Source organism: Nocardioides sp. dk884 (assembly GCF_009557055.1).
Lineage (GTDB): Bacteria > Actinomycetota > Actinomycetes > Propionibacteriales > Nocardioidaceae > Nocardioides.
The window spans coordinates 1,308,316-1,331,161 of the sequence record NZ_CP045649.1 but is presented as its reverse complement, the minus strand read 5'-3'; the positions used below and the strand labels follow the sequence as shown (position 1 = coordinate 1,331,161).

Genomic DNA, 22,846 nt, shown 5'->3' with positions numbered 1-22,846 from the left:
TCAGACCAGGTCGACCGCGCGCACGGTGGCGGCGTCCAGGGAGCTCTCGATCTCCTCGAGCGCACCGACCGGGATCACGGAGTCCACGGAGAGCGCGACCAGGGCGCGGCCACCGCGGGTGTCGCGCGCGACCTGCATGCCGGCGATGTTGACGCCGGCCTCGCCGAGCACGCGCCCGAGGACGCCGACCATCCCCGGGCGGTCGGTGTAGGCGAAGAACGCGAGGTGGTCGGTCGGCTCGAGGTCGACGTCGAAGCCGTTGACCTCGACCAGCCGCTCACGCTGAGCGATGCCGACCAGCGTGCCGCTGACCGACACCTGCGAGCCGTCGGCGATGGTGCCGCGCAGCGTGATCAGGTTGCGGTGGTCGGGGCTCTCCGGGTCGACGACCAGGCGCACCAGGGTGCCGCGCTCGGCGGCCAGCAGCGGGACGTTGACGTAGGACACGTTGCCCTCGACGACGTCGGCGAACATGCCCTTGAGCGCGGCCAGCTCGAGCACCTTGACGTCGTGGTCGGTGATCTCGCCGCGGACCTCGACGTCGAGCTGCTGGGCCACCCCGCCGGCCAGGCCGGTGAAGATCCGGCCGAGCTTCTCCGTGAGCGGGATGCCGGGGCGCACGTCCTCGGCGATCACCCCGCCCTGCACGTTGACCGCGTCCGGCACCAGGTCGCCGGCGAGCGCCAGCCGCACCGAGCGGGCCACGGCGAGGCCGGCCTTCTCCTGCGCCTCGGCGGTGCACGCGCCCAGGTGCGGCGTGGCGACGACGTTGGGCAGGGTGAGCAGCGGGCTCTCCACGCAGGGCTCATCGGCGAACACGTCGAGCCCCGCGGCCGCCACCCGGCCCTCGCACAGCGCCGCGTAGAGCGCCGCCTCGTCGACGATGCCGCCGCGGGCGGCGTTGACGAGCACCAGGGAGGGCTTGACCCGGCGCAGCTCGGCCTCGCCGATCAGGCCGATCGTCTCGCTGGTGCGCGGCAGGTGCACCGACATGAAGTCGGACTCGGCGAGCAGCGTGTCCAGGTCGACGAGACGCACGCCCATCTGGGCGGCCCGGCCGGCCTGCACGTAGGGGTCATGGGCGAGCACCCGCATCCCGAAGGCCGCGAGCCGCTGCGCGACCAGCACGCCGATGCGCCCCAGCCCGACGATGCCGACGGTCTTGTCGAAGAGCTCGGTGCCGACGAACGGGGCCCGGTCCCAGCTGCCGGCGCGCAGCGCGGCGTCGGCGCGCGTCACGTGCCGAGCCGCAGCGAGCATCAGGGCGACCGTCAGCTCCGCGACCGAGACGACGTTCGAGGTCGGCGCGGTGACCACCATGACACCGCACGTCGTGGCGGTGCGGACGTCGACGTTGTCCAGGCCGATGCCGGCCCGCGCGACCACCCGCAGCCGGGGCGCGGCGGCGAGCAGCTCGGCGTCGACCTGGGTCTGGGAGCGCACCAGGAGCGCCTCGGCCTCCCCCACCGCGCTCAGCAGCGCCGCCCGGTCGGTGCCGTCGCAGTGGCGCACGTCGAAGTCTCCTCCGAGCGCCTCCACCGTGGCGGGGCTCAGGGGTTCGGCGATGAGGACGACGGGCTTGCTCACAGCGGGCGTTCCTAGATCGTTGGAGGAGACGGACCCGAGGTGCCGGTGGGCGCCGCCGGGGCCGGTGGTGCACGACGCTGTGCCGGTGGCCGAGCCTACCGGAGCAGACCCGTGGCCCCGGGCCGGTCCAGCCTCACGACGGCGGCGAGGCCGCGGGCCACACGTAGGGCAGGTCGTCGGGGACGTCGGGGAACAGCGGGCGGTAGAAGTCCGGGTCCTTGCGCACCAGCGCCGAGCGGTGGCTGCGGTGGAAGGCCTCCTCCCCCAGCCACGGCGGGAGCGCGCCGGCACGCCCCAGCGCGGCCTGGCTGCGCACCCGCTCCACGCCGGCCCCGGCCAGGTCCGTGCGGATGGTGGCCGCGCAGGTGTCGGCGCGGCCCGCCTCGACCCACACCTCGCAGCAGGTGAGCGCGTAGCGCCCCAGCGCCTCGACGTACCCCCGCCACATCTTCACCGCCGGGTGGTGGCGCCAGCCGTACCCCGGCACGATCAGCCCGCGGATCACCTGGATCCCCTCCACCCGCTGCTTGCCGAGCCGCCGCGCGTCGAGCACCCGCGCCGAGGCCTCGAAGCCGGGGTAGGGCAGGAACGTCTGCACGAGCCACCGGTGACCCGCCGGTCAGCACTCACTCGTCGCAGCGGTGTCTACGTCCGCCGGGCGAACCGGAGGTCGCCGTTCGGCATCCGTTGGTGCAGGTAACGGTCGTCGTGGACCAGATGGTGGTGGTGGGAGCAGAGCAGGACCGCGTTCACGAGGTCCGTCCGCCCGGCACTCCCGGTCCCGGATCGCCAGCGCCTTGCGCTGGCCCGGGCTGAACAGCCGGCTCGCGTGGCCCAGGTCGAGCGGTACCGAGCGGGTGCCGAGCACCGCGGGCACCAGACCTGCGGTGCAGGCCAACCGTCGCGCCTCGCCGGCGGAGATCCGCGTGCCGTCCGCCAGCGACGCGGTCCCGAGGCCTGCGGTCAGCGTGGCGAGGTCCATCGTGATCACCAGCGTGGTCGCGTCACCGCCGTGCAGCGGCAACCTCGCCGGGTCGAGGGCCTCCATCAGCGAGCAGAACGCCTCCCCCAGCCGCCGCTCGTACGGCACCCGTCGCCCGTCGCCGTCCGCAGCCACCGCCTCGCCGCTCTCCCGGCGAAGGTTGGTGAACGACTCCAGCATCGTGGTCAGCCTCAGCGCGACCGACTCCGGAACGCGAGCCCGGACCAACGCCGTGCCGTCGCCCTGGTGCTGCATTGACAGCGTCGTACGCCGCCGGGCCGCGCGCTCCGAAGTCGACCGCCTGCGCCACCAGGTAGGCCTCCGCACGGACCAGCACCTCGGCCCACTCCTCAGCCGGCGCGTCCACCAGGTCGCGGCCACAGGCGAGCTCGTCGAGCGCCGCCGCGATCACCTGACCCTGGTCGGGCGTCACCCGCCCGCCGAGCAGCGCCAGGCCGACCCGGTGCCAGCGCTGCTCGCACGCCACTCCCAGCCGCTGCGCACGCCGCGACGTCGTGAGCGAGTCATGGGTGCGATGGGTCAGCCACGAGGCGACATCCCGGTGCCCCTCGGCGTCGGCGACGTCGTCGGCGCACGCGACCAGCCGCGCCAGGACAGCCTGGGCCCGGGACGACGCCGACGCCATCAGCAGCAGCGCCTGCCGCTTCGTGCCCACCGGAAGGAACACCGGGTCCCGCTCCGCGATCCGGTCGAGATCGGTGTGCAGGCGCTCCAGATCCGCCAGGTAGGGATCGAGCGTTGCGGCCATCCGGGGCCTCCCGAGATCACGTCCTGCGGAGCTCTACGACATGGCGTCATCGTAGAGATGACCGGGGACAGTTCCGGGGCCTCGCGCCCTCGGTGATGAGTTCTCCCGCCGGCTGCCGTCACACGTATGACACGACGAGACCGAGAAGCTGAGGATCACGCGATGAGCACGGACACACAACGTGAGGAGCCGGCGGTGAGCGGGCTGGGCGAGGCCGACGAGGCGGCGTTCTCGCGGCTGACCGAGCGCCACCGCCGCGAGCTGCACGTGCACTGCTACCGGATGCTCGGGTCCTTCGAGGACGCCGAGGACACCGTGCAGGAGACCTACCTGCGGGCCTGGCGGCGCCGCGAGACCTATGAGGGTCGCGGGACCGTGCGCGCCTGGCTCTACGGCATCGCCACCCACGCCTGCCTCGACCTGCTCGCCAAGCGCCGCCCGCAGGCGGCCGCCGGCGGCGAGGTGCGCTGGCTGCAGCCCTACCCCGACCGGCTGCTCGACGAGCTCGTGGCCGACGACACGGAGCAGCCGGAGGCCGTCGCCGTCGCGCAGGAGACCATCGAGCTGGCCTACCTGGCCGCGGTCCAGCACCTCGCCCCGCGCCCCCGCGCCGTCCTGGTCCTGCGCGACGTGCTCGGCTGGCCGGCCAAGGAGGTCGCGGCGCTCCTCGGGGACTCCGTCAACTCCGTCAACAGCGCGCTGCAGCGGGCCCGCGCCGGCATGCGGGCGCACCTGCCGGCCGAGCGGCAGGACTGGACCTACGGCGAGGAGGACGCCGCGACCCGGGAGCTGGTACGCCGGTTCACCGACGCCAGCCTCGCCACGGACGTCGGTGCGCTCGCCGCGCTGCTGCGCGAGGACGTGCGCTGCTCGATGCCGCCCACGCCCGGCCTGCGGGTCGGGCGGGACGCGGTGGTGGAGGACTGGGTGCAGGACGGCTTCGAGGAGCTCGGGCGCCTGCGCGCCGTACCCACCTCGGTGAACCGGCAGCCCGCCGTCGCCTTCTACCTGTGGCACGACTCCGAGGGCGCGTACCTGCCGCTGACGCTCGACGTCCTGCGGATCACCGGCGGCGCGATCACCGAGATCCTGACCTTCCACGCCGACCAGTTCCCGCGCCTCGCGCTGCCCGAGCGTCTGATGGAGGACGGGCATGACCAGGACACGTGACCCCCGGATCGTGGCGGCCCCGGCACCCGACCGCACGACTCACCGGTTCCGCGGGCTCGCCGTCACCGGTCTCGTGGCCACGGTCGTCGCGATGGCGCTGACCACGGCCGTCGCCGCACTGGCCGCGGCCGGTGGGGTCGACCTCGAGGTGCCCGCGGACGGCGAGCGCATCCCCCTGGCAGGTGTCACGACCATGACCGGCGTCTTCTCGCTCCTCGGGGTCGTCCTGGCGGCGGCGTTCCTGCGGTTCAGCGCCCGACCCGCCCCGCGGTTCGCGTGGACGGCCGGGGCGCTGACCGCGGCTTCGCTGGTCCCGCCGCTCCTGTCCGGGGCGGACGCCGCCACCGCCAGTGCCCTGGTCGGGCTCCACCTGGTCGCGGCGGGCGTGATGGTCCCGGCCCTGTGGTGGGGCCTGCGCACCCGGACCGGGTGAGGCTCAGATCGCGCAGCCGTCCGGGCCGCAGGCCTCGGCGTCGCCGCCGACGGTCTGCAGCACCGGGTGCGTCTCGGTCCAGACCTGCTCGAGCACCTGGCTGAAGACCTCGGTCGGCTGGGCGCCGGAGATGCCGTAGGTGCCCTCGACCACGAAGAACGGCACGCCGGTGGCGCCGTAGGCCCGCGCCTGGGCGACGTCGGCGGCCACCGCGTCGGCGTACTCCTGTCCCGCCAGGACGGCGTCCACCCGCTCGGCGTCGAGGCCGGCGGCGAGGGCGGCCGTGCGCAGGACCGCGTGGTCGCCGATGTCCTCGGCGCGGGTGAAGTACGCCGCGAGCAGCTCCTCCTTGAGCGCCCCCTGCAGCGCCGGGCCGCCGGTCTCGAGCGCGAGGTGCAGCAGCCGGTGCGCGTCCACGGTGTTGGTGTGCACGGTGTCGAGCAGCCGCAGCTCGAGGCCGTCGGCGGCCGCGGTCTCCATCAGCCCACCGACCATCTCGCGCACCTGCTCCTCGGGGCGGCCCATCTTGCGGGCCAGCGAGACGACGCTGGGCTCGGTGCCGTGCTGCGGGGCCGAGGGGTCGAGCTCGAAGGAGCGGTAGACGACCTCCACCTCGTCCGCGTGCGCGAAGCCGGCCAGGGCCGCCTCCAGGCGGCGCTTGCCGACGTAGCACCACGGGCAGACGACGTCACTCCAGATCTCGATACGCATGCCGGTCGAACCCCGCCGCGCACCGGACCATTCCCCCGCGACCCCGACGCCTCACCCCCGAGACGCCTCAGGGTCGGATCAGGGGCCGTCGGGGCCAGGTCCCCGATGCGCCGACCGTGCTCCAGGACACAGGCTCGAAGCCATGATCACCGTTGAGTCCCTGACCAAGAAGTACGGCCCCTTCACCGCCGTCGACGACATCACCTTCACGGCGCGGCCCGGCCGCGTCACCGGCTTCCTCGGCCCCAACGGCGCCGGGAAGTCCACCTCGATGCGCATCCTGGTCGGCCTCACCCCGCCGACCTCGGGCACCGCCACGGTGCTCGGCCGGCGCTTCGCCGACCTGCCCAACCCCGGCCGCGAGATCGGCGTGCTGCTCGACGCCTCCGCCCAGCACGCCGGACGCACCGGCCGCGAGATCCTCACCCTCGCCGCGCTCACCATGGGCCTGCCCCGCGCGCGGGTCGCCGAGACCCTCGCCCACGTCGGCCTCACCGAGGCCGAGGCGGAGCGTCGGGTGCGCCACTACTCCCTGGGCATGCGCCAGCGCCTCGGCATCGCCACCGCCCTGATCGGCGACCCCGAGGTGCTGGTGCTCGACGAGCCCGCCAACGGCCTCGACCCCGCCGGCATCCGGGCGATGCGCGACCTGCTGCGCGGGTACGCCGACCGCGGCGGCACCGTGCTGCTCTCCAGCCACCTGCTGCACGAGATCGAGGTCATCGCCGACGACATCCTCGTCATCGGCCACGGCCGGATCGTCGCCCAGGGCACCAAGGCCGACCTGCTCGCCGCCGCGGGCACCGTCGTCCGCGCGGCCGATCCCGACCGCCTCGCCCGCGCCCTGCAGGACGCCGGGATCACCGTCACCGCCGCCGGCCACGGGGCCCTGCGCACCGACGCCGACCTCGCCCACGTCGGGCAGGTCGCCCACGCCGCCGGCGTACCCCTCACCGAGCTCAGGTCCGCCGACGGCGCCGGCCTGGAGGAGATGTTCCTCGAGCTCACCGCCGAGACCCAGCGCGAAGGAGCAGCAGCATGAGCACCACCTCATCCGCATCGACCGGCACCCTCGAGTCGAGCGACCCGCTCGCCACGATCGCCGAGCAGCACACCGGCCCGCGTACGCCGCCGGCACGAATCCCGCTGTCCCGCGTGGTCCGCGTGGAGCTGCGCAAGATGTTCGACACCCGCTCCGGCTTCTGGCTGATGGCCGGCATCGCGATCCTCGCGATCGGCGCGACCGCCGCGGTCATCGTCTTCGCCCCGGACTCCGCGCTGACCTACGACACGTTCGCCACGGCGATCGGGGTCCCGATGGCGGTGATCCTGCCGATCGTCGCGATCCTCGCGGTCACCAGCGAGTGGAGCCAGCGCACGGGGCTCACCACGTTCACCCTCGTGCCGGACCGGGGCCGCGTGATCGCGGTCAAGGCGGGCCTCGCGATCGCCATCGGCGTCGTCTCGATGCTGCTCGCCGCCGCGATCGGGGCGCTCGGCAACATCGTCGGCACCGCGATCGCCGGCACCGACACGGTCTGGGACATCAGCGCCGCCACCCTGGGGATGATCATGATCGCCAACGTGCTCGGGCTGCTGGTCGGCTTCATGCTCGGCACCCTGCTGCGCAGCTCGGCGGCCGCGATCGTGGCCTACTTCGTCTACTCCTTCGTGCTCCCGGGCGCGACCAGCGCCCTGGCCGCCGCGCAGGAGTGGTACCGCGACCTCGGCCCGTGGATCGACTTCAACTACGCCACGACCCCGCTCTTCGACGGGGTGCCCACCGCCGAGCAGTGGGCCCAGCTGGCCACCTCCGGCACGATCTGGCTGCTGGTCCCGCTCGCGATCGGCCTGCGCCTCATCCTCCGCGCCGAGGTGAAGTAGCCCGCCCGCCGCTCCCCGCAGACACGAGAAGGGCCTCCCACACAGCAGCTGCTGTGTGGGAGGCCCTTCGCGATGGTGATGCGGTCCGGCGTGGACCTCAGCGAGTAGCGGTGCCCTCGGTGTAGTCCGAGTCGTGGCTCTTCACCCACGCCATGAGCTTGCGCAGCTCGCGGCCGGTCTTCTCGATCGGGTGCGCCTCGCCCTGCTCGCGGAACTTGGTGAACTCCGGGTTGCCGTTGTCCATGTCGGTGATGAAGCGCTCGGCGAACGCGCCGCTGGTGATGTCGGCGAGGACCGCCTTCATGTTCTCCTTCACCTCGGGGGTGATGACCCGCGGGCCGGAGACGTAGTCACCGAACTCGGCGGTGTCGGAGACCGACCAGCGCTGCTTGGCGATGCCGCCCTCGTACATCAGGTCGACGATGAGCTTGAGCTCGTGCAGGCACTCGAAGTAGGCGACCTCGGGCTGGTAGCCGGCCTCGATCAGGGTCTCGAAGCCGTACATGACCAGCTGCGAGGCGCCACCGCACAGGACGGCCTGCTCACCGAACAGGTCGGTCTCGGTCTCCTCGGTGAAGGTGGTCTTGATGCCGCCGGCACGCAGGCCGCCGATCGCCTTGGCGTAGGAGAGCGCGAGGTCCCAGGCCTTGCCCGAGGCGTCCTTCTCCACCGCGACGAGCACGGGCACGCCGCGGCCGTCGACGTACTCACGACGGACCAGGTGACCCGGGCCCTTCGGGGCCACCATGAAGACGTCGACGTCCTCGGGCGGGGTGATGTAGCCGAAGCGGATGTTGAAGCCGTGGCCGAAGACCAGGGTGTCGCCCGCGTTGAGGTGGGGGGCGATCTCCTCGGCGTACAGCTTCCGCTGGTGCTGGTCGGGAGCGAGGATGACGACGACGTCGGCCTCGGCCGCCGCCTCCGCGGGGGTGAGGACGCGCAGGCCCTCCGCCTCGGCCTTGGGGCGGCTCTTGGAGCCCGGCTGCAGACCGACGCGCACGTCGACGCCGGAGTCGCGCAGCGACAGCGCGTGGGCGTGGCCCTGGCTGCCGTAGCCGATGACCGCCACGCTCTTGCCCTGGATCAGGGACAGGTCGGCGTGGTCGTCGTAGAACATCTCAGCCACGGGGGCTTCTCCTTCGGGTTTGGAACTTCAGTTGAGTGAGTCTGGGAAGTGGGACAAGTCTGCAAGCCGGTACGCCGGGGCGCGCGGGGCCCCCTGGCGTGCGCGGCGTACGCCGGTCAGATCGCGGCGGGGGGCGCGGGGATCGGCACCGGGCGCAGGCTGCGCTCGGAGACCGAGCGCGACCCGCGACCGATCGCGACCATGCCGGACTGCACCTGCTCGCGGATGCCGAACGGCTCCACCACGCGCAGGAAGTCGGCCAGCTTGTCGGCGTTGCCGGTGATCTGGACGGTGAGGGCGTCGACGGTCACGTCGACCACCTTGGCGCGGAACAGCTGGACGGTGTCGAGCACCTGACCGCGGGTCTCCGCGGTGGCGGCGATCTTGACCAGGAGCAGCTCGCGGTGCACCGAGGCGTTGGGGTCGAGCTCGACGATCTTGATCACCTCGACCAGCTTGTTCAGCTGCTTGGTGACCTGCTCGAGCGGCGAGCGGTCGACGTTGACCACGATGGTCATCCGCGAGACCTCGGGGTGCTCGGTGGGGCCCACGGCGAGCGACTCGATGTTGAAGCCGCGCCGGCTGAACAGGGCGGCGATGCGGGCCAGGACGCCGGGCTTGTCCTCGACCAGGACCGACAGCGTGTGCTTGCTCATCAGAGGTCGTCCTCGTCGAACTCGGGCGCGAGGTCGCGCGCGTACTTGATGTCGTCGTTGCTCGTACCGGCCGCGACCATCGGCCACACCATGGCGTCGCGGTGGACGCGGAAGTCCACGACGACCGGCGCGTCGTTGATCGACATCGCCTTCTCGATGGTGGCGTCGACGTCGTCGGGACGCTCGCACGACAGCCCCACACAGCCGTAGGCCTCGGCGAGCTTGGGGAAGTCGGGGATCCGCACCGGGCCGCCGTGGCGCTGGAGGTTGGTGTTGGAGTAGCGCTCGTTGTAGAAGAGCGTCTGCCACTGGCGCACCATGCCCAGCGACTCGTTGTTGATGATCGCGACCTTGATCGGGATGCCCTCGATCGCGCAGGTCGCGAGCTCCTGGTTGGTCATCTGGAAGCAGCCGTCGCCGTCGATGGACCACACGGTGGTGTCGGGCATGCCGACCTTCGCGCCCATCGCGGCGGGCACCGAGTAGCCCATGGTGCCGAGGCCGCCGGAGTTCAGCCAGGTGTTGGGCTTCTCGTAGCCGATGAACTGCGCGGCCCACATCTGGTGCTGGCCCACGCCCGCGGCGTAGATCGAGTCGGGGCCGGCGATCTTCCCGAGGCGCTCGAGCACGTACTGCGGAGCCAGCGAGCCGTCGGCAGGGCGCTCGTAGTCCAGGGCGTACCTGCGCTTGATGCCCGCGACGAAGTCGACCCAGCCCTCGAAGTCGCCGGTGTTGCCGGCGTCGGCCTCGGCCTTGAGCGCGACGACCAGGTCGGAGATGACCTCGCGGCAGTCGCCCACGATCGGGACGTCGACGGCGCGGTTCTTGCCGATCTCGGCGGGGTCGATGTCGGCGTGGATGACCTTGGCGCCGGGCGCGAAGGAGTCCAGGTTGCCGGTGACGCGGTCGTCGAAGCGGGCGCCGAGGCTGATGATCAGGTCGCTCTTCTGCAGACCGGCCACGGCGGCGACGGTGCCGTGCATGCCCGGCATGCCGAGGTGCTGCGGGTGGCTGTCGGGGAAGGCGCCCCGGGCCATCAGGGTGGTCACGACCGGGATGCCGGTGAGCTCGGCGAGCACCCGCAGCTCGCGGTGGGCGCGGGCGCGGATGGTGCCGCCGCCGACGTACAGCACCGGGCGGCGCGCCTCGAGGATGAGCTTGGTGGCCTCGCGAATCTGCTTGGCGTGCGGCTTGGTCACCGGCCGGTAGCCCGGCAGGTGCAGCTCGGTGGGCCAGCGGAAGGTGGTCATCGCCTGCAACGCGGACTTCGTGACGTCGACCAGCACCGGGCCGGGACGACCGGTGGAGGCGAGGTGGAAGGCCTCCGCGATCTTCTGCGGGATCTCGGCGGGGTCGGTCACCAGGAAGTTGTGCTTGGTGATCGGCATCGTGATGCCGCGGATGTCGGCTTCCTGGAACGCGTCGGTGCCGATCAGGGAAGCACCGACCTGGCCGGTGATCGCCACCAGCGGGACCGAGTCCATGTGGGCGTCAGCGAGGGGCGTCACGAGGTTGGTCGCACCCGGACCGGAGGTGGCCATGCAGACGCCGACCTTGCCGGTCGCGGTTGCGTAGCCCTGCGCGGCGTGTCCGGCGCCCTGCTCGTGGCGCACGAGGATGTGGCGGATGGTGGAGTCCATCAGCGGGTCGTAGGCCGGGAGGATCGCGCCGCCCGGGATCCCGAAGATGTGCTCGACCCCGGCCGCCTCCAGCGACGTGACCAGGCTCTGCGCGCCGGTGATCTGCTCGCTCATTCCTTGCTTTCCCTGTCTGTGACCATGCGGGTGGCTGTGCAGTGCTGCCCCGGCGACGGTCGTGGGCCATCGTGGCAACAAAAAACCCCTCGGTTGCTGGGCAACGAGGGGTGACGCGCTGGCTGACTTGTGGTCAGCGGGCGCGTCGCGTGCGTACAAGAATGTCCTGGCGCATGTAGGCACGATAGCACCGTTGGTCCCTCGTCCAGGTGTCCACCCTCTCACGTCGTCCCACGATGCGGGACGGCAGTCCCACGATGTGGTTGGGCGGGCGCACCTCAGCGGGCCTGCCAGGTGCACAGGCACGCCTTGTTGCCCTGCGGGTCGGCGAGCACCCAGTACGCCGGGGCCTCGGCGTCGCTGTGCAGCGTGCCGCCGGCCGCGAGCGCGGCGCGGATGCGGGCCTCCACCGCTTCCGGCGCCACCCACACGTCGAGGTGGAAGCGCTGCGCGGGCGGCGCCGGGTCGGGCCCGGCCTCCTGGAACCACAGCGACGGCCCGGTGTCGTGCGGGTCGCGGACCTCGTCGGCACCGCCGTGCGGGGTGCCCTCGCGATCGGTGTAGCCCAGCACCGCCGCCCAGAACGGCCGCACCAGCGCCACGTCGGAGGTGTCCAGGGCGACCTCGACGACGGAGAGGTCGACCACGGACGGCCGGGCACCGGCCCGGGCCGCGGCCACGCTGATCTCGCGGGCCAGCCGGAGGTCGCGCGCGGTGACCCCGCCGACGTCGTGGCTGGAGAGGCGCACGTCGAGCTCGGCGTAGCGCAGCGCGAGGTCGGGGTGGTGGTCGGCGGCCACCGCGGCGGCACCGACCTGGGCGACCAGGGCGAGGCCGGTGGCGTAGTCGGGGGTGCGGAAGCGGGCGTGCAGCACACCGGTCAGCAGCACCCAGTCCGACAACCCCGCGGCCGCGACCTCGCGACCGCCCAGCACCCGGCGGTCCTCCTCGCTCGGCCGGCTCACGGCAGCACCCGCTGACCGATCGGGCCGGGGTTGGTGGCGATCTCCCAGCGGTGTCCGTCGGGGTCGGCGAAGTAGCCGGTCCACCCGCCCCACTCGCGCCGCTGCGCGGCCTCCACCGGGTCGGCGCCCGCCGCGCGCGCCTCGGCGAGCACCGCGTCGACCTCGGCCTCGGTGGCGACGTTGTGCGACAGCGTGAACGGCGCCACCCCGGGCCCGGTCGCGATCGCGCCGACCTCGGCCTCGAAGTGCGCGCGCTGCCACAGCGAGAACACCAGCCGATCGCCGGCCGCGAGCATCAGCACCTCGCCGGGCACGTGCAGCTCGGGGCGCCACCCGAGGCCGTCGACGTAGAACGCCCGGCTCGCCTCGAGATCGGCGACCGCCAGGGTGATGAAGCTGATCCGTGGGTCCATGCGAGCACGATGCCAGCCGCTGCCGACAGCGGCCAGGGCCCGCGGGCGATCAGCCCCAGGTCTGGGTGATCTCGGCCCGCTCGCCGTCGACGACCACGCGCGCCAGGGCGCCGTTCACCATCGGCAGGTAGGGCCACACGTGCCCGAAGTCCACATCGAGCACGAGCGGCAGGTCGAGGCCGCCGAGCGCGTCGCGCACCGCCTCGTGCTGGGTGAGCCCGGGCGAGTCGGGGGCCGCCGTGCGGCCGATCAGCACCGCCTCGGCCTCCTCGAACCAGCTCGCCATCCGCATGCCGTGCAGGGTGCGGCAGATGCTGAACGCGTCCTGCTCGCAGGCCTCGAGGTAGACCACCAGCCCGTCCTCGGTGAGGTCGCGGCCCAGCCGCGGCACGTCGCCGTACGGCGTGCCGACCAGCGGCCCGAGCACCTCCAGGCAACCGCCGACCAGGCGCCCGGTCACGTCGACGCCACCACCGCCGACGACCTCCCAGGAGCCGGGCACCGGGAGCTCGCGCTCCCCCGCCGTGGTCGGGTCCGCCTCCCAGTCGTCGAAGCCGGGGCCCTTGTGGCGACCCGGCGAGCGCTGGGTGAGCGGGGTGCCGGGCGCGGTGGCCAGGACGTCGGTCCAGTGCACCAGCCCGGCGGGCTGGTCGTAGGGGGTCTCCAGCAGGTTGGCGCCGTGCAGGCTGGCCCAGCCCAGCCGGGTCGCGAGCGGCAGCATCACCGTGGTGAGGTCGCTGTAGCCGACCAGCCAGGTCGGCTCGGCGGCCGCGAGCGCGTCCCAGTCCAGGTCGTCGAGGACCTGGATCGCCAGCTCCCCGCCCCACGGGGGTACGACGGCCGCGACCGCGGGGTCGAGCAGCATCGCCATCAGGTCGGCGGCGCGCTGCTGCGCGGTGCCGGCGACCCCGCCGTCGTGGACGACGAGGTGCTCGCCGAGGCGCACGTCGAAGCCGCGCTCCTTCAGCGCCGCGCAGGCGACCTCGAGGCGCGGGACGAAGGAGGGCGCGACACCCGAGGACGGCGCGGCCACGCCGATCGTGTCGCCGGGGCGGAGAGGGCGGGGGAAGCGCATGACCTCAGCGTCGCAGGTCCTCGAGCTCGTGGCGAACGGCCTCGATGCCGGTCGCCACCTCCGCGAACGACGTCGACAGCGGCGAGAGGCCCAACCGCAGCCCGTGCGGCTCGCGGAAGTCCGGAAGCACGTCGCGGCACCACAGCCGCGCGGTGACCTCGCGCATCAGCGGGTGGTCGAGCGTCACGTGGCCGCCGCGCCGGTCGGGGTCGCGCGGGGAGGCCAGCCGGACCCCGAGGTCGCCGAGCAGCTCCTCGCCCAGCTCCGCGGCGTACGACGTGAGCGCGACGGACTTGGCGCGCACGGCCGCGATCCCGGCCTCCTCCAGGACCTCGAGCATGTCGCGGAGCGCGAGCATGCCGAGCACCGGCGGCGTGCCGGACAGCACCCGGCGGATCCCCGGCGCGGGGCGGTAGTCCGGTCCCATCGCGAAGGACTCGGCAGCGCCGATCCAGCCCTGCACCGGCTGGGTGAAGGGGTGCTGGTCGTCCTCGAGCAGCCGGCGCGCGACGTAGGCGAAGGCCGGGGCGCCGGGGCCGGCGTTGAGGTACTTGTAGGTGCAGCCCACGGCCAGGTCGACGTCCCAGGCGTCGAGCTCGACCGGGACCACGCCGGCGGAGTGGCACAGGTCCCACAGCACCAGGGCGCCCGCGTCGTGGGCGATCCGGGTCAGCCGCGGGGCGTCGGCGAGCCAGGCCGAGCGGTAGGCCACGTGGCTGAGCAGCACCAGCGCGGTGCGCTCCCCCACCACCGCGGCGAGCTGGTCGGGCTCGACGCCGCCGGCGGGGTCGGTCTCGATCCAGCGCAGCGTCAGCCCGCACTCCGCGGCGACGCCCTGGGCGACGTAGCGGTCGGTCGGGAAGTTGTCACGGTCGAGCACGATCTCGCTGCGCCCGGGGCGCAGCGCGACAGCGGCCCGCACCAGCTTGTAGAGGAGCACGGTCGTGGAGTCCCCGATGACGCTCTGGCCGGGCGCCGCGCCGAGGCAGACGCGGCCCAGGTCGTCGCCGATGCGCTCGGGCAGCGCGAGCCAGTCCTCGTCCCAGCCCCGGATCAGCCGCACGCCCCACTCCTGGTCCACGAAGCGCGCGAGCCGCGGGCCGGTGACGCGCAGCGGGCGCCCCAGCGAGTTGCCGTCGAAGTAGACGAGCGGGCTCTCGGCCCCGACGAAGCGGTCCCGGTACGCCGCGAGCGGGTCGGCGGCATCGAGGGCGGCGGGCCCGGGGGTCACGGTGGTCACGGCGCCATCCTGCCTCCCCCGCGGTCGCGCCGGCGCCCGATCGACAGCCGCCCGGCGGTGCGGTCCGGTCAGCCGGGGATGGCGCGGCGGCGCACGATCTCCCGCGCGCTGGGCCGGGCGAGGAAGCCGACGAGCAGGCCGATGGCCACGCCGATCACGGTCTCGACGCCGCGGTCGACGACCAGGACCCACGGGTCGCTCGCCGCGCTCGCGAGGTGCACGGCCAGCAGCGCCAGCGGCGTCACGCAGGTGAGGGCGAGCGCGTAGTTGCGCCCGATCAGCAGCTCGGCACCTCCCTGGAGGGTGACGATCAGCGCGATCACCACCCACGCGGAGGGCTCCAGCGCCAGCAGCACACCGGTGACCGCCAGGCCGAGGAAGGTGCCGAGCACGCGCTGGGTGCCCCGCACCAGCTGGGCGCCGAAGTCGCGCGCGACCAGCGGCACCACCGCGGAGACCATCGCCCAGTAGGGATGGCCGATGCCGACCCCGGTGGCCAGGGTGCCGGCGAGGAGCACGGCGACGCCGTTGCGCGGAAACCGTCGCACCTGCACCGGGCGACGGGTGGGCACGGGGCGCCCGGACCACGCCGGGCCGGCGTCGCGGCGATCTCGCCAGAAGGCCCCGATGTTGCCGACCACGACGGCGAACACCGCGCTGGTGCCGGCGACCGCGAGCGCCACGGCGACGTCGCGCGGCCGGCTCTCCAGCGAGGCGCACGCGGTGAACGCGAAGACCGGGAACAGCGCCCCGGGCGGGTGCCAGTCCTGGCGCTCCGAGAGCAGCGTGCAGGCCGAGGCCAGCAGCGCCGCCAGCGGCACCGCCAGCCAGGCCCGCTCCGCGGACACCCCGACCAGCACGCCGGCCCCGACGACCAGGGTCAGCAGCGCGCCGAGGCGCAGCTGCATCTGCAGGCGCGGCACGTGCACGTGGTTGCGCCCGTAGAGCGCGGTGAAGGCGCCGAACGCGGCGTACATACTGAGGTCGAGGCGCCCGGCCACGCCGAGGACCACCAGCGGCACCAGGGTGGAGACCGCGGCGCGCAGCGCGACGAAGTGGGCGTCGCCGTGGGGACGGACCTCGACCACCCCGCGTCCGACGCGCCCCAGACGCCCGAGGGTCTCGCGGTGCAGCATCACTGGAAGCTCACGAAGCGCACCCGCGGTCGCACCCGGTGCACCGCGGCGGCGCCCATGCGGTCGACGTCCTCGTCGTAGAACAGCTTCCAGCCCATCGTGAACTGGCGCGGCCGGGCGATCGCGCGGTAGCCGGCGAGCTTCTCCCCGCGGGTGCCGAACCCGTCGGCGTGCTGCACCATCACCAGCCCGCGCCGGGCACGCACCCGCTCCAGATCCGGCAGCATCGAGCCGCGGAACTGGTGCAGCACGAAGAGCTTCTGCGGCAGGTCGTGGCGGGCCACCAGGCGGGCGAGCCAGGCCGAGGTGCGGTTCACCTCCGCGGCACGCACGTGGCCGATCACCCGGCCGGGGACCTCCCCGCCCGGCATCCGCCACTCGGGGTCCAGCGCGAGCCCGACGTACGGGTCGCGCAGCGCCCACGCCCAGCGCCGCGCCACGGTCAGGAAGTCGGCGTGCCCGGGCTGCAGGTCGAGCAGCACCAGCGCGCCGTGACGGTGCGCGGCATCGATGTAGCGCTGCACCGCGCGTCGGTCGAGGTCGTGGTGGTAGTCGCCGTCCGGGCCGGGGGCGGCGTCGGCGATGGTGACGATCAGCTCATAGACCGGCTGCACCGGCTGTCCCGGGCGCGCGAACGGCGCCGCGGCGGCGACCAGGCGGCGGTGCATGAGCGCCGGCCGGTCCTCGCCGAGCACGCCCAGGGCACCGGTTCCGGCGGTGCCGTAGTAGGCCACCAGGAACCGGTTCCCCTCGAAGACCGCACGGCCGCCGTGCGGCAGCGTGGCGCGCGCCGGCGCCACCGCCGCAGGGGTGGCGTCAGGAATCCCAGGGGTCGCCGGCGTCGCCGACGCGGTCGGGTCGGCCGCGGACACCGCGACCGGCTCGGCGTCCTCGGCGGCGGGGCCGACCGTGAGGAGCACCGCGGTGCCGGCGAGGGCCAGGACCAGCAGCATCACCAGGAGCAGTACGCCGCGCGCGCGACGCGAGACCGGGGCCGGCTGCTCGCCGGCCCCGGGCCCTGGTGTCGGTGGCGCGCTCAGCTGGTGACGGCGCCGTGCGCGGCGGACTGCACCGTGCGGGCGTACTTGCCGAGCACCCCGCGGGTGTACTTCGGGGCGCGCGGCTCCCAGCCGTCCTGGCGACGGGCGAGCTCCTCGTCGTCGATGCGCACGTCGAGGGTGCGGTTCACGACGTCGAGGATGATCGGGTCACCGTCGCGGACGAACGCGATCGGGCCGCCGTCGACGGCCTCGGGCGCGATGTGGCCCACGCACAGGCCGGTGGTGCCGCCGGAGAAGCGGCCGTCGGTCACGAGGAGCACGTCCTTGCCGAGGCCCGCGCCCTTGATGGCGCCGGTGATCGCGAGCATCTCGCGCATGCCGGGGCCGCCCTTGGGGCCCTCGTAGCGGATCACGACCACGTCGCGGGCCTGGACCTGGCCGGCGGCCAGCGCGTCCATCGCGGCCTGCTCGCCGTCGAAGACCCGGGCAGTGCCCTCGAAGACGGTGTCGTCGAAGCCGGCGCTCTTGACCACGGCGCCCTCGGGAGCCAGCGAGCCCTTGAGGATCGTGAGTCCGCCGGTCGCGTGGATCGGCTTGTCGAGGGTGCGGATGACGTCGCCGTCGAGCGCGCGCGGGTTCAGCTCGGCGAGGTTCTCCGCCATCGTCTTGCCGGTCACGGTGAGGCAGTCGCCGTGCATGAGGCCGGCGTCCAGCAGCGCCTTCATGACCACCGGGATGCCGCCGATGCGGTCCACGTCGGTCATCACGAAGCGGCCGAACGGCTTGAGGTCGGCGAGGTGCGGGACCTTCTCGCCGACGCGGTTGAAGTCATCGATGGTGAGGTCGACCTCGGCCTCGCGAGCGATCGCGAGCAGGTGCAGGACGGCGTTGGTCGAGCCGCCCAGCGCCATGACCACGGTGATGGCGTTCTCGAACGCCTCCTTGGTCATGATCTGGCGGGCGGTGATGCCGTGCTTGAGCAGGTTGACCACTGCCTCGCCGGAGCGGTGCGCGAAGCCGTCACGACGACGGTCGACCGCCGGCGGCGCGGCGGAGCCGGGCAGCGACATGCCGATCGCCTCGGCGACCGAGGCCATCGTGTTGGCGGTGTACATGCCGCCGCAGGCACCCTCGCCGGGGCAGATCGCCCGCTCGATGCGGTCGACCTCCTCACGGCTGATCTTGCCGGCCAGGCAGGCACCGACGGCCTCGAAGGCGTCGATGATCGTGACGTCCTTGCCGTCGACCTGGCCGGGCATCGTGGAGCCGGCGTAGAGGAAGACGCTGGAGAGGTCGAGGCGCGCCGCCGCCATCAGCATGCCGGGCAGCGACTTGTCGCAACCGGCGAGCAGCACGGAGCCGTCGAGGCGCTCGGCGCTCATCACGACCTCGACCGAGTCGGCGATGACCTCGCGGGAGACCAACGAGAAGTGCATGCCCTCGTGGCCCATGGAGATGCCGTCGGAGACCGAGATGGTGCCGAACTCGAGCGGGAAGCCGCCCGCCGCGTGCACGCCGTTCTTGACCGCCTTGGCCAGCCGGTCGAGGGAGAGGTTGCAGGGGGTGATCTCGTTCCAGCTCGACGCGACGCCGATCTGGGGCTTGGCGAAGTCGTCGTCACCCATGCCGACGGCCCGCAGCATCCCGCGGGCGGCGGCACGCTCGAGGCCGTCCGTGACGTCGCGGGAACGGGGCTTCATGTCGTGCTCGGTCATGGGCTCAGGGTAGTCCCGGCGCCGCCGCGTCCCGCGAGCGGTCCGACGGCTGACCCTCACACCGCGGCGGCCCGCACGCACATCACGTCGGGGAGGTTGGCCACCACCGGGCCCCAGGTCTCCCCCGAGTCCGCCGAGGCCCAGACCGCGCCGTTGCGCGCGCCGACGTACACCCCGGCGGACGGGTGGTCGTCGGTGCACATCGCATCGCGCATCACCCCGACCCACAGCTGCTCGGGCAGCCCCTTGCCGAGCGGCTCCCAGCTCTCCCCCGCATCCGGGGAGCGCCACACCAGCGGGCGCGCGTCGACGGGGTAGCGGGCCCAGGCCTGGCCGAGCGGGAAGACGTAGACGGTGTCCGGGTCGTGAGGGTGCACGACCACCGGGAAGCCGAAGTCGCTCGGCAGCCCGTCGGCGATCGAGTGCCAGCTGGCGCCGTGGTCCTCGGAGCGGTAGACCCCGCCATGGTTCTGCAGGAACATCCGCTCCGGTCGCGAGGGGTGCCGCGCCACCTTGTGGACGCACTGACCGAACTCGGGGTACTGCACCTCGCCGGGCATGAACTCGGCCTTGATGCCGACGTTGCGCGGCGCCCAGGAGGCGCCGCCGTCGGAGGACTGGTAGACCCCGCCGGTGGAGATCGCCGTCGTCACCGACCCGGGGTCGGTGGGGTGCGGCAGCACGGTGTGGAAGGCCTGGCCGCCGTACCCGGCGTCCCACTGGGTGCGGTGCGGGTGGTTCCACAGCCCCTCCACGAGGGCGAAGGTCTCGCCGGCGTCCGCCGAGCGCCAGACCGCACCCGGCTCCGTGCCGGCCCAGACCACCCCGGGCTCGGTGCCGGCCACGAGCTGCCAGATCCGCTCGACCGAGGCGTCGTAGGCCTCCGGGAAGCGCACCGACCCGGGGGTCGCCTCCCAGGTCGCCCCGAGGTCGTCGGAGCGCCGCACCTGCGGGCCCAGCCAGCTCGACGAGGCGCCGGCGAGCAGCCGTGGCCGGGGGCCACGGGTGTCGATGAGGCAGGAGTACACCTCCTCCATGTCGAAGTGCGGGCCGGTGAAGTCCCACTCCCGGCGCTCGTCGTCCGAACGCCCGATCCACAGCCCCTTGCGGGTCCCCACCATCAGCACCGTCGCCATCGCCGACCTCCTGGCCACTTCGTCGTACGCCGTGCGAACCGCGGCGTGGTGCGCACGACGGCCCGGCCTTGTCCACCTTGACGTCTAGATTGACCCGGTGGTCGCCTCGAAGTCATCGCTGTGGAGGGTCTCCCCGGTGGGGCTGGTGCTGGTGGCGATCGCCTCGGTGCAGCTCGGCGCGGGCGTCGCCAAGACGATCTTCGACGAGGTGGACCCCACGACGGTGGTGTGGCTGCGCCTGTGCGCCAGCGCGCTGGTGATGCTCGCCATCGCCCGCCCGACGCTGCGCGGGCGCGACCGCCACGACTGGACGACGGTGCTGGCCTTCGGCGCGACGCTGGGGCTGATGAACTGGTCGTTCTACCAGTCCTTCCAGCGCATCCCGCTGGGCATCGCGGTGACGATCGAGTTCGTGGGCCCGCTGGTCGTCGCGGTGCTCGGCTCCCGGCGCCGGCGCGACCTCGCGTGGGTCGGGCTGGCCGGTGTCGGGGTGCTGCTGCTCGGGTTCGAGCGCGCGGACCTGGACCCGGTCGGCGTGGCCTACGCGCTGCTCGCCGGCGCGTGCTGGGGCGGCTACATCCTGATGAGCGCGGAGACCGGACGGCGCTGGCCCGGCCTGGACGGGCTCGCCGTCGCCAGCGTGGTCGCGGCGGCGCTGATCGCCCCGCTCGCGCTGGGCCGGCACGCGGGCGACCTCGACGACGCCCGGATCCTGCTGATCGGGGCGGTGGTCGGACTGCTGAGCTCGGTCATCCCCTACACCTGCGAGCTGATCGCGCTGCGCTCGATGCGGCCGGGGGTCTTCGGCATCCTGCTCAGCATCGAGCCCGCGGCCGCCGCGCTGGTCGGGATGGTGGTGCTGGCCGAGTTCCTCTCCCCCGTGCAGTGGCTGGCCGTGGCCTGCGTCGTGGCGGCGAGCATCGGGGCCACCCGCTCCGGCCGCGCTCCCGCCGAGCCGGTGCCGGACTGAGGCGCTCTCGGGCATGATCGGCGCATGACCACCTCCGCCGAGCCCGTCCAGCCGACCGCGGACCCCAGCCGGCGTCCCCGGCCCGCAGTGGTGTTCACCGACGTCCTCTCCGACGACGGCACCCGGATCCGGGCCTGGAGCAACGACCCGGACGACGAGCGTGGCGCCCCGACGGTGCTGCTGTGCAACGGCCTCGGCACCAATGCCTTCGCCTGGCCGGCCCTCCTGGACCCCGACTGCGGCGTGCGGGTGATCTCGTGGAACCACCGCGGCATCGGCGGATCGGCGCGCCCGCGCGACCCCGAGCGGGTCGACGTCGAGGCCTTCGTCGAGGACGCCTTGTCGGTGATGGACCACTACGGCGTCGACCGCGCAGTCACGCTCGGCTGGTCGATCGGCGTGAACACGATGTTCGAGCTCGCGGCGCGCCACCCCGAGCGGGTCGCGGGGCTGTTCGCGGTCGCCGGCGTCCCCGGAGACACCTTCGCCACGATGCTCGGCCCGCTGCGGCTGCCGCGCGCCGCGGCTCGCGCGGCGACGCTCGGCTTCTCCCACGCGGTGCGGCTCTCCGGCCGGGCCCTGAGCCCGATCGCCCGGCGTCTCCCGATCGGCCCGCGCACGGTGGGCGTGCTGTCGCACAGCGGGTTCATGTTCCCGGTGGCCGATGTCGACCTGACCGCCGCCGCGATCCGCGAGTTCCTCCAGGTGCCGCTGGACTGGTACTTCCACGTCGCGCTGCGCACCGCCGAGCACCGGCGGGTGCGGCTCAGCCAGGTGCGGGTGCCAGCGGTCTTCGTGGCCGGGACCTGGGACCTGATGGCCGGCGCCCGGCACATGGCCCAGGCCGCCGCGCGCCTCAGCGACGCGACGTACGTCGAGCTGCCCGGCAGCCACTTCATCCAGATGGAGCAGCCCGAGCGGGTCCACGCGCTGCTGCTGGACTTCCTGCGCAAGGTCGGCTGACGTGACCGCGCGACCCCGCTCCGTGGCGCTCTCCGCGATCGGCGCGCTCCTGGTCCCGCTGGCGCTCGCCGGCTGCGGGCAGGGCGGCAACGAGGTCGAGTACGACGTCAGCCCGTCGCCGTCCGCTGCGGGGTCGCAGGACGGCGCCGGCAGCCCGTCCGCCACCGAGAAGGCGACCGAGGAGGCCACCGCCTCGGCGCGGCCGCGGGTGGTCGGCACCGTCGCGACCGGGCTCGAGGCTCCGTGGGGACTGGCGTTCCTGCCCGACGGCGACGCGCTGGTCACCGAGCGCGACTCCGGGCGGGTGCTGCGCATCAGCGGCCCACGCCACCGGGTCACCGAGGTCGGCACCATCGACGAGGTCGTCCCCGAGGGCGAGGCCGGCCTGCTCGGGGTCGCGGTGTCCCCCGACTTCGCCGACGACGCCCGGGTCTTCCTCTACGTCACCACCGCCGAGGACAACCGCGTCGTGCGCGCCACGCTGCGCGGCGACACCCTGGGCGACCTCGAGCCGATCCTCACCGGGATCCCCAGCGACTTCATCCACGACGGCGGCCGCCTCCTGTTCGGCCCCGACGACTACCTCTACGTCTCCACGGGCGATGCCAACGAGTCCGCGCGTGCCCAGGACCGCGACAGCCTGGGCGGCAAGATCCTGCGGATCACCACCGACGGCGACCCCGCACCGGGCAACCCGTTCGGCTCCCCGGTGTGGTCCTGGGGCCACCGCAACGTGCAGGGCCTGGCCTTCGCCGGTGACCAGCTGTGGGCCTCGGAGTTCGGCGCCAACGAGTTCGACGAGCTGAACCGCATCGAGGCCGGCGCCAACTACGGCTGGCCCGAGGTCGAGGGCACCGGTGGCGAGCCGGACTTCGTGGACCCGCAGGCCACCTGGACCACCGCCGAGGCCTCCCCCTCGGGACTGGCCTACGCCGCCGGCCACCTGTGGATGGCGGCGCTGCGCGGCGAGCGGCTCTGGCGGATCCCGGTCGAGGGCGACCGCGCCGGGGAGCCGCAGTCGTTCCTCGTCGGCCGCTACGGCCGGATGCGCACCATCGCCGTGGCCCCCGACGGGATGCTCTGGCTCACCACCAGCAACCGCGACGGGCGCGGCACCCCGGCCGAGGGCGACGACCGGATCCTGCTGGTGCGCCCCTGAG

At 73.5% G+C, this 22,846-nt stretch carries 22 protein-coding genes; 7 read left to right on the top strand and 15 right to left on the bottom strand.

All coding sequences use genetic code 11. The features are described 5' to 3' along the window. The 3 genes from serA to GFH29_RS20900 form a co-directional block, all read right to left on the bottom strand. Positions 1–1,587 (bottom strand): phosphoglycerate dehydrogenase, encoded by a 1,587-nt coding sequence (gene serA / locus GFH29_RS06445; RefSeq protein ID WP_153322565.1) that lies wholly within the window; start codon positions 1,585–1,587, stop codon positions 1–3. 133 nt (positions 1,588–1,720) lie between these two features. Further along, complete coding sequence (locus tag GFH29_RS06440) at positions 1,721–2,185, bottom strand: MSMEG_6728 family protein (RefSeq protein ID WP_153322564.1); 465 nt, start codon at positions 2,183–2,185, stop codon at positions 1,721–1,723. A 21-nt stretch (positions 2,186–2,206) separates the two neighbouring features. Continuing rightward, complete coding sequence (locus tag GFH29_RS20900; RefSeq protein ID WP_153322563.1) at positions 2,207–2,824, bottom strand: DUF222 domain-containing protein; 618 nt, start codon at positions 2,822–2,824, stop codon at positions 2,207–2,209. Between the two features lie 676 nt (positions 2,825–3,500). Here GFH29_RS20900 and GFH29_RS06430 point away from each other — a divergent pair. Next, positions 3,501–4,508 carry an RNA polymerase subunit sigma-70 gene (locus tag GFH29_RS06430; protein WP_153322562.1) on the top strand — a complete coding sequence of 336 codons (1,008 nt, stop codon included), beginning with the start codon at positions 3,501–3,503 and terminating at the stop codon, positions 4,506–4,508. Beyond that, complete coding sequence (locus GFH29_RS06425; RefSeq protein WP_153322561.1) at positions 4,492–4,941, top strand: DUF6069 family protein; 450 nt, start codon at positions 4,492–4,494, stop codon at positions 4,939–4,941. Before GFH29_RS06430 ends, GFH29_RS06425 begins: the two co-directional genes overlap by 17 nt. Before the next feature lie 3 nt (positions 4,942–4,944). Here GFH29_RS06425 and GFH29_RS06420 read toward each other — a convergent pair whose 3' ends face one another. Beyond that, positions 4,945–5,652 carry a DsbA family oxidoreductase gene (locus tag GFH29_RS06420; RefSeq protein WP_153322560.1) on the bottom strand — a complete coding sequence of 236 codons (708 nt, stop codon included), beginning with the start codon at positions 5,650–5,652 and terminating at the stop codon, positions 4,945–4,947. 142 nt (positions 5,653–5,794) lie between these two features. Between GFH29_RS06420 and GFH29_RS06415 the strand changes: the two genes are divergently transcribed. Beyond that, positions 5,795–6,694 (top strand): ABC transporter ATP-binding protein, encoded by a 900-nt coding sequence (locus GFH29_RS06415; protein ID WP_153322559.1) that lies wholly within the window; start codon positions 5,795–5,797, stop codon positions 6,692–6,694. Beyond that, positions 6,691–7,536, top strand: a complete 846-nt coding sequence (locus tag GFH29_RS06410; protein WP_228387804.1) for an ABC transporter permease — start codon at positions 6,691–6,693, stop codon at positions 7,534–7,536. Before GFH29_RS06415 ends, GFH29_RS06410 begins: the two co-directional genes overlap by 4 nt. 97 nt (positions 7,537–7,633) lie before the next feature. Here the strand turns inward: GFH29_RS06410 and ilvC are convergent, their stop codons facing one another. The 11 genes from ilvC to GFH29_RS06355 form a co-directional block, all read right to left on the bottom strand. Next, on the bottom strand, positions 7,634–8,662 hold the full coding sequence (gene ilvC / locus GFH29_RS06405; RefSeq protein ID WP_153322558.1) for a ketol-acid reductoisomerase: 1,029 nt from the start codon (positions 8,660–8,662) through the stop codon (positions 7,634–7,636). A 116-nt stretch (positions 8,663–8,778) separates the two neighbouring features. Further along, positions 8,779–9,318 carry an acetolactate synthase small subunit gene (gene ilvN / locus GFH29_RS06400; RefSeq protein ID WP_153322557.1) on the bottom strand — a complete coding sequence of 180 codons (540 nt, stop codon included), beginning with the start codon at positions 9,316–9,318 and terminating at the stop codon, positions 8,779–8,781. Then, on the bottom strand, positions 9,318–11,072 hold the full coding sequence (locus GFH29_RS06395) for an acetolactate synthase large subunit (protein WP_153322556.1): 1,755 nt from the start codon (positions 11,070–11,072) through the stop codon (positions 9,318–9,320). Before GFH29_RS06395 ends, ilvN begins: the two co-directional genes overlap by 1 nt. Positions 11,073–11,350: 278 nt before the next feature. After that, the gene (locus tag GFH29_RS06390) at positions 11,351–12,037 is read right to left on the bottom strand and encodes a VOC family protein (RefSeq protein WP_228387802.1); all 687 of its coding nucleotides are present in this window, start codon (positions 12,035–12,037) and stop codon (positions 11,351–11,353) included. Next, complete coding sequence (locus tag GFH29_RS06385; protein WP_153322555.1) at positions 12,034–12,450, bottom strand: VOC family protein; 417 nt, start codon at positions 12,448–12,450, stop codon at positions 12,034–12,036. Before GFH29_RS06385 ends, GFH29_RS06390 begins: the two co-directional genes overlap by 4 nt. A gap of 49 nt (positions 12,451–12,499) precedes the next feature. Continuing rightward, a complete protein-coding gene (locus GFH29_RS06380; protein WP_153322554.1) occupies positions 12,500–13,525 on the bottom strand; it encodes a S66 family peptidase in 1,026 nt (341 codons plus the stop codon). Positions 13,526–13,529: 4 nt separating this feature from the next. After that, entirely contained in the window at positions 13,530–14,765 is a 1,236-nt protein-coding gene (locus tag GFH29_RS06375; protein ID WP_153322553.1) for a kynureninase, read from the bottom strand. A gap of 68 nt (positions 14,766–14,833) precedes the next feature. Continuing rightward, positions 14,834–15,901 (bottom strand): FUSC family protein, encoded by a 1,068-nt coding sequence (locus tag GFH29_RS06370; protein WP_228387801.1) that lies wholly within the window; start codon positions 15,899–15,901, stop codon positions 14,834–14,836. Further along, positions 15,901–16,857 carry a hypothetical protein gene (locus GFH29_RS06365; RefSeq protein ID WP_153322552.1) on the bottom strand — a complete coding sequence of 319 codons (957 nt, stop codon included), beginning with the start codon at positions 16,855–16,857 and terminating at the stop codon, positions 15,901–15,903. The genes GFH29_RS06370 and GFH29_RS06365 overlap by 1 nt, the downstream gene beginning before the upstream one ends. An 80-nt stretch (positions 16,858–16,937) precedes the next feature. Beyond that, positions 16,938–18,617, bottom strand: coding sequence for a dihydroxy-acid dehydratase (ilvD, locus tag GFH29_RS06360; protein WP_153322551.1), 1,680 nt, complete (start codon positions 18,615–18,617; stop codon positions 16,938–16,940). 56 nt (positions 18,618–18,673) lie between these two features. Continuing rightward, on the bottom strand, positions 18,674–19,753 hold the full coding sequence (locus GFH29_RS06355; RefSeq protein ID WP_153322550.1) for a WD40/YVTN/BNR-like repeat-containing protein: 1,080 nt from the start codon (positions 19,751–19,753) through the stop codon (positions 18,674–18,676). A 97-nt stretch (positions 19,754–19,850) separates the two neighbouring features. Here GFH29_RS06355 and GFH29_RS06350 point away from each other — a divergent pair, with 97 nt between their 5' ends. Genes GFH29_RS06350 through GFH29_RS06340 form a run of 3 tightly spaced genes read left to right on the top strand, consistent with a single transcriptional unit; the run spans position 19,851 to position 22,845 of the window. Further along, positions 19,851–20,723, top strand: a complete 873-nt coding sequence (locus GFH29_RS06350) for an EamA family transporter (RefSeq protein ID WP_228387800.1) — start codon at positions 19,851–19,853, stop codon at positions 20,721–20,723. 24 nt (positions 20,724–20,747) lie between these two features. Beyond that, positions 20,748–21,686: an alpha/beta fold hydrolase gene (locus tag GFH29_RS06345; protein WP_153322549.1), complete on the top strand. Its 939-nt coding sequence runs from the start codon at positions 20,748–20,750 to the stop codon at positions 21,684–21,686. Between the two features lies 1 nt (position 21,687). Further along, entirely contained in the window at positions 21,688–22,845 is a 1,158-nt protein-coding gene (locus GFH29_RS06340; protein WP_228387799.1) for a PQQ-dependent sugar dehydrogenase, read from the top strand. Position 22,846: the final 1 nt, after the last annotated feature.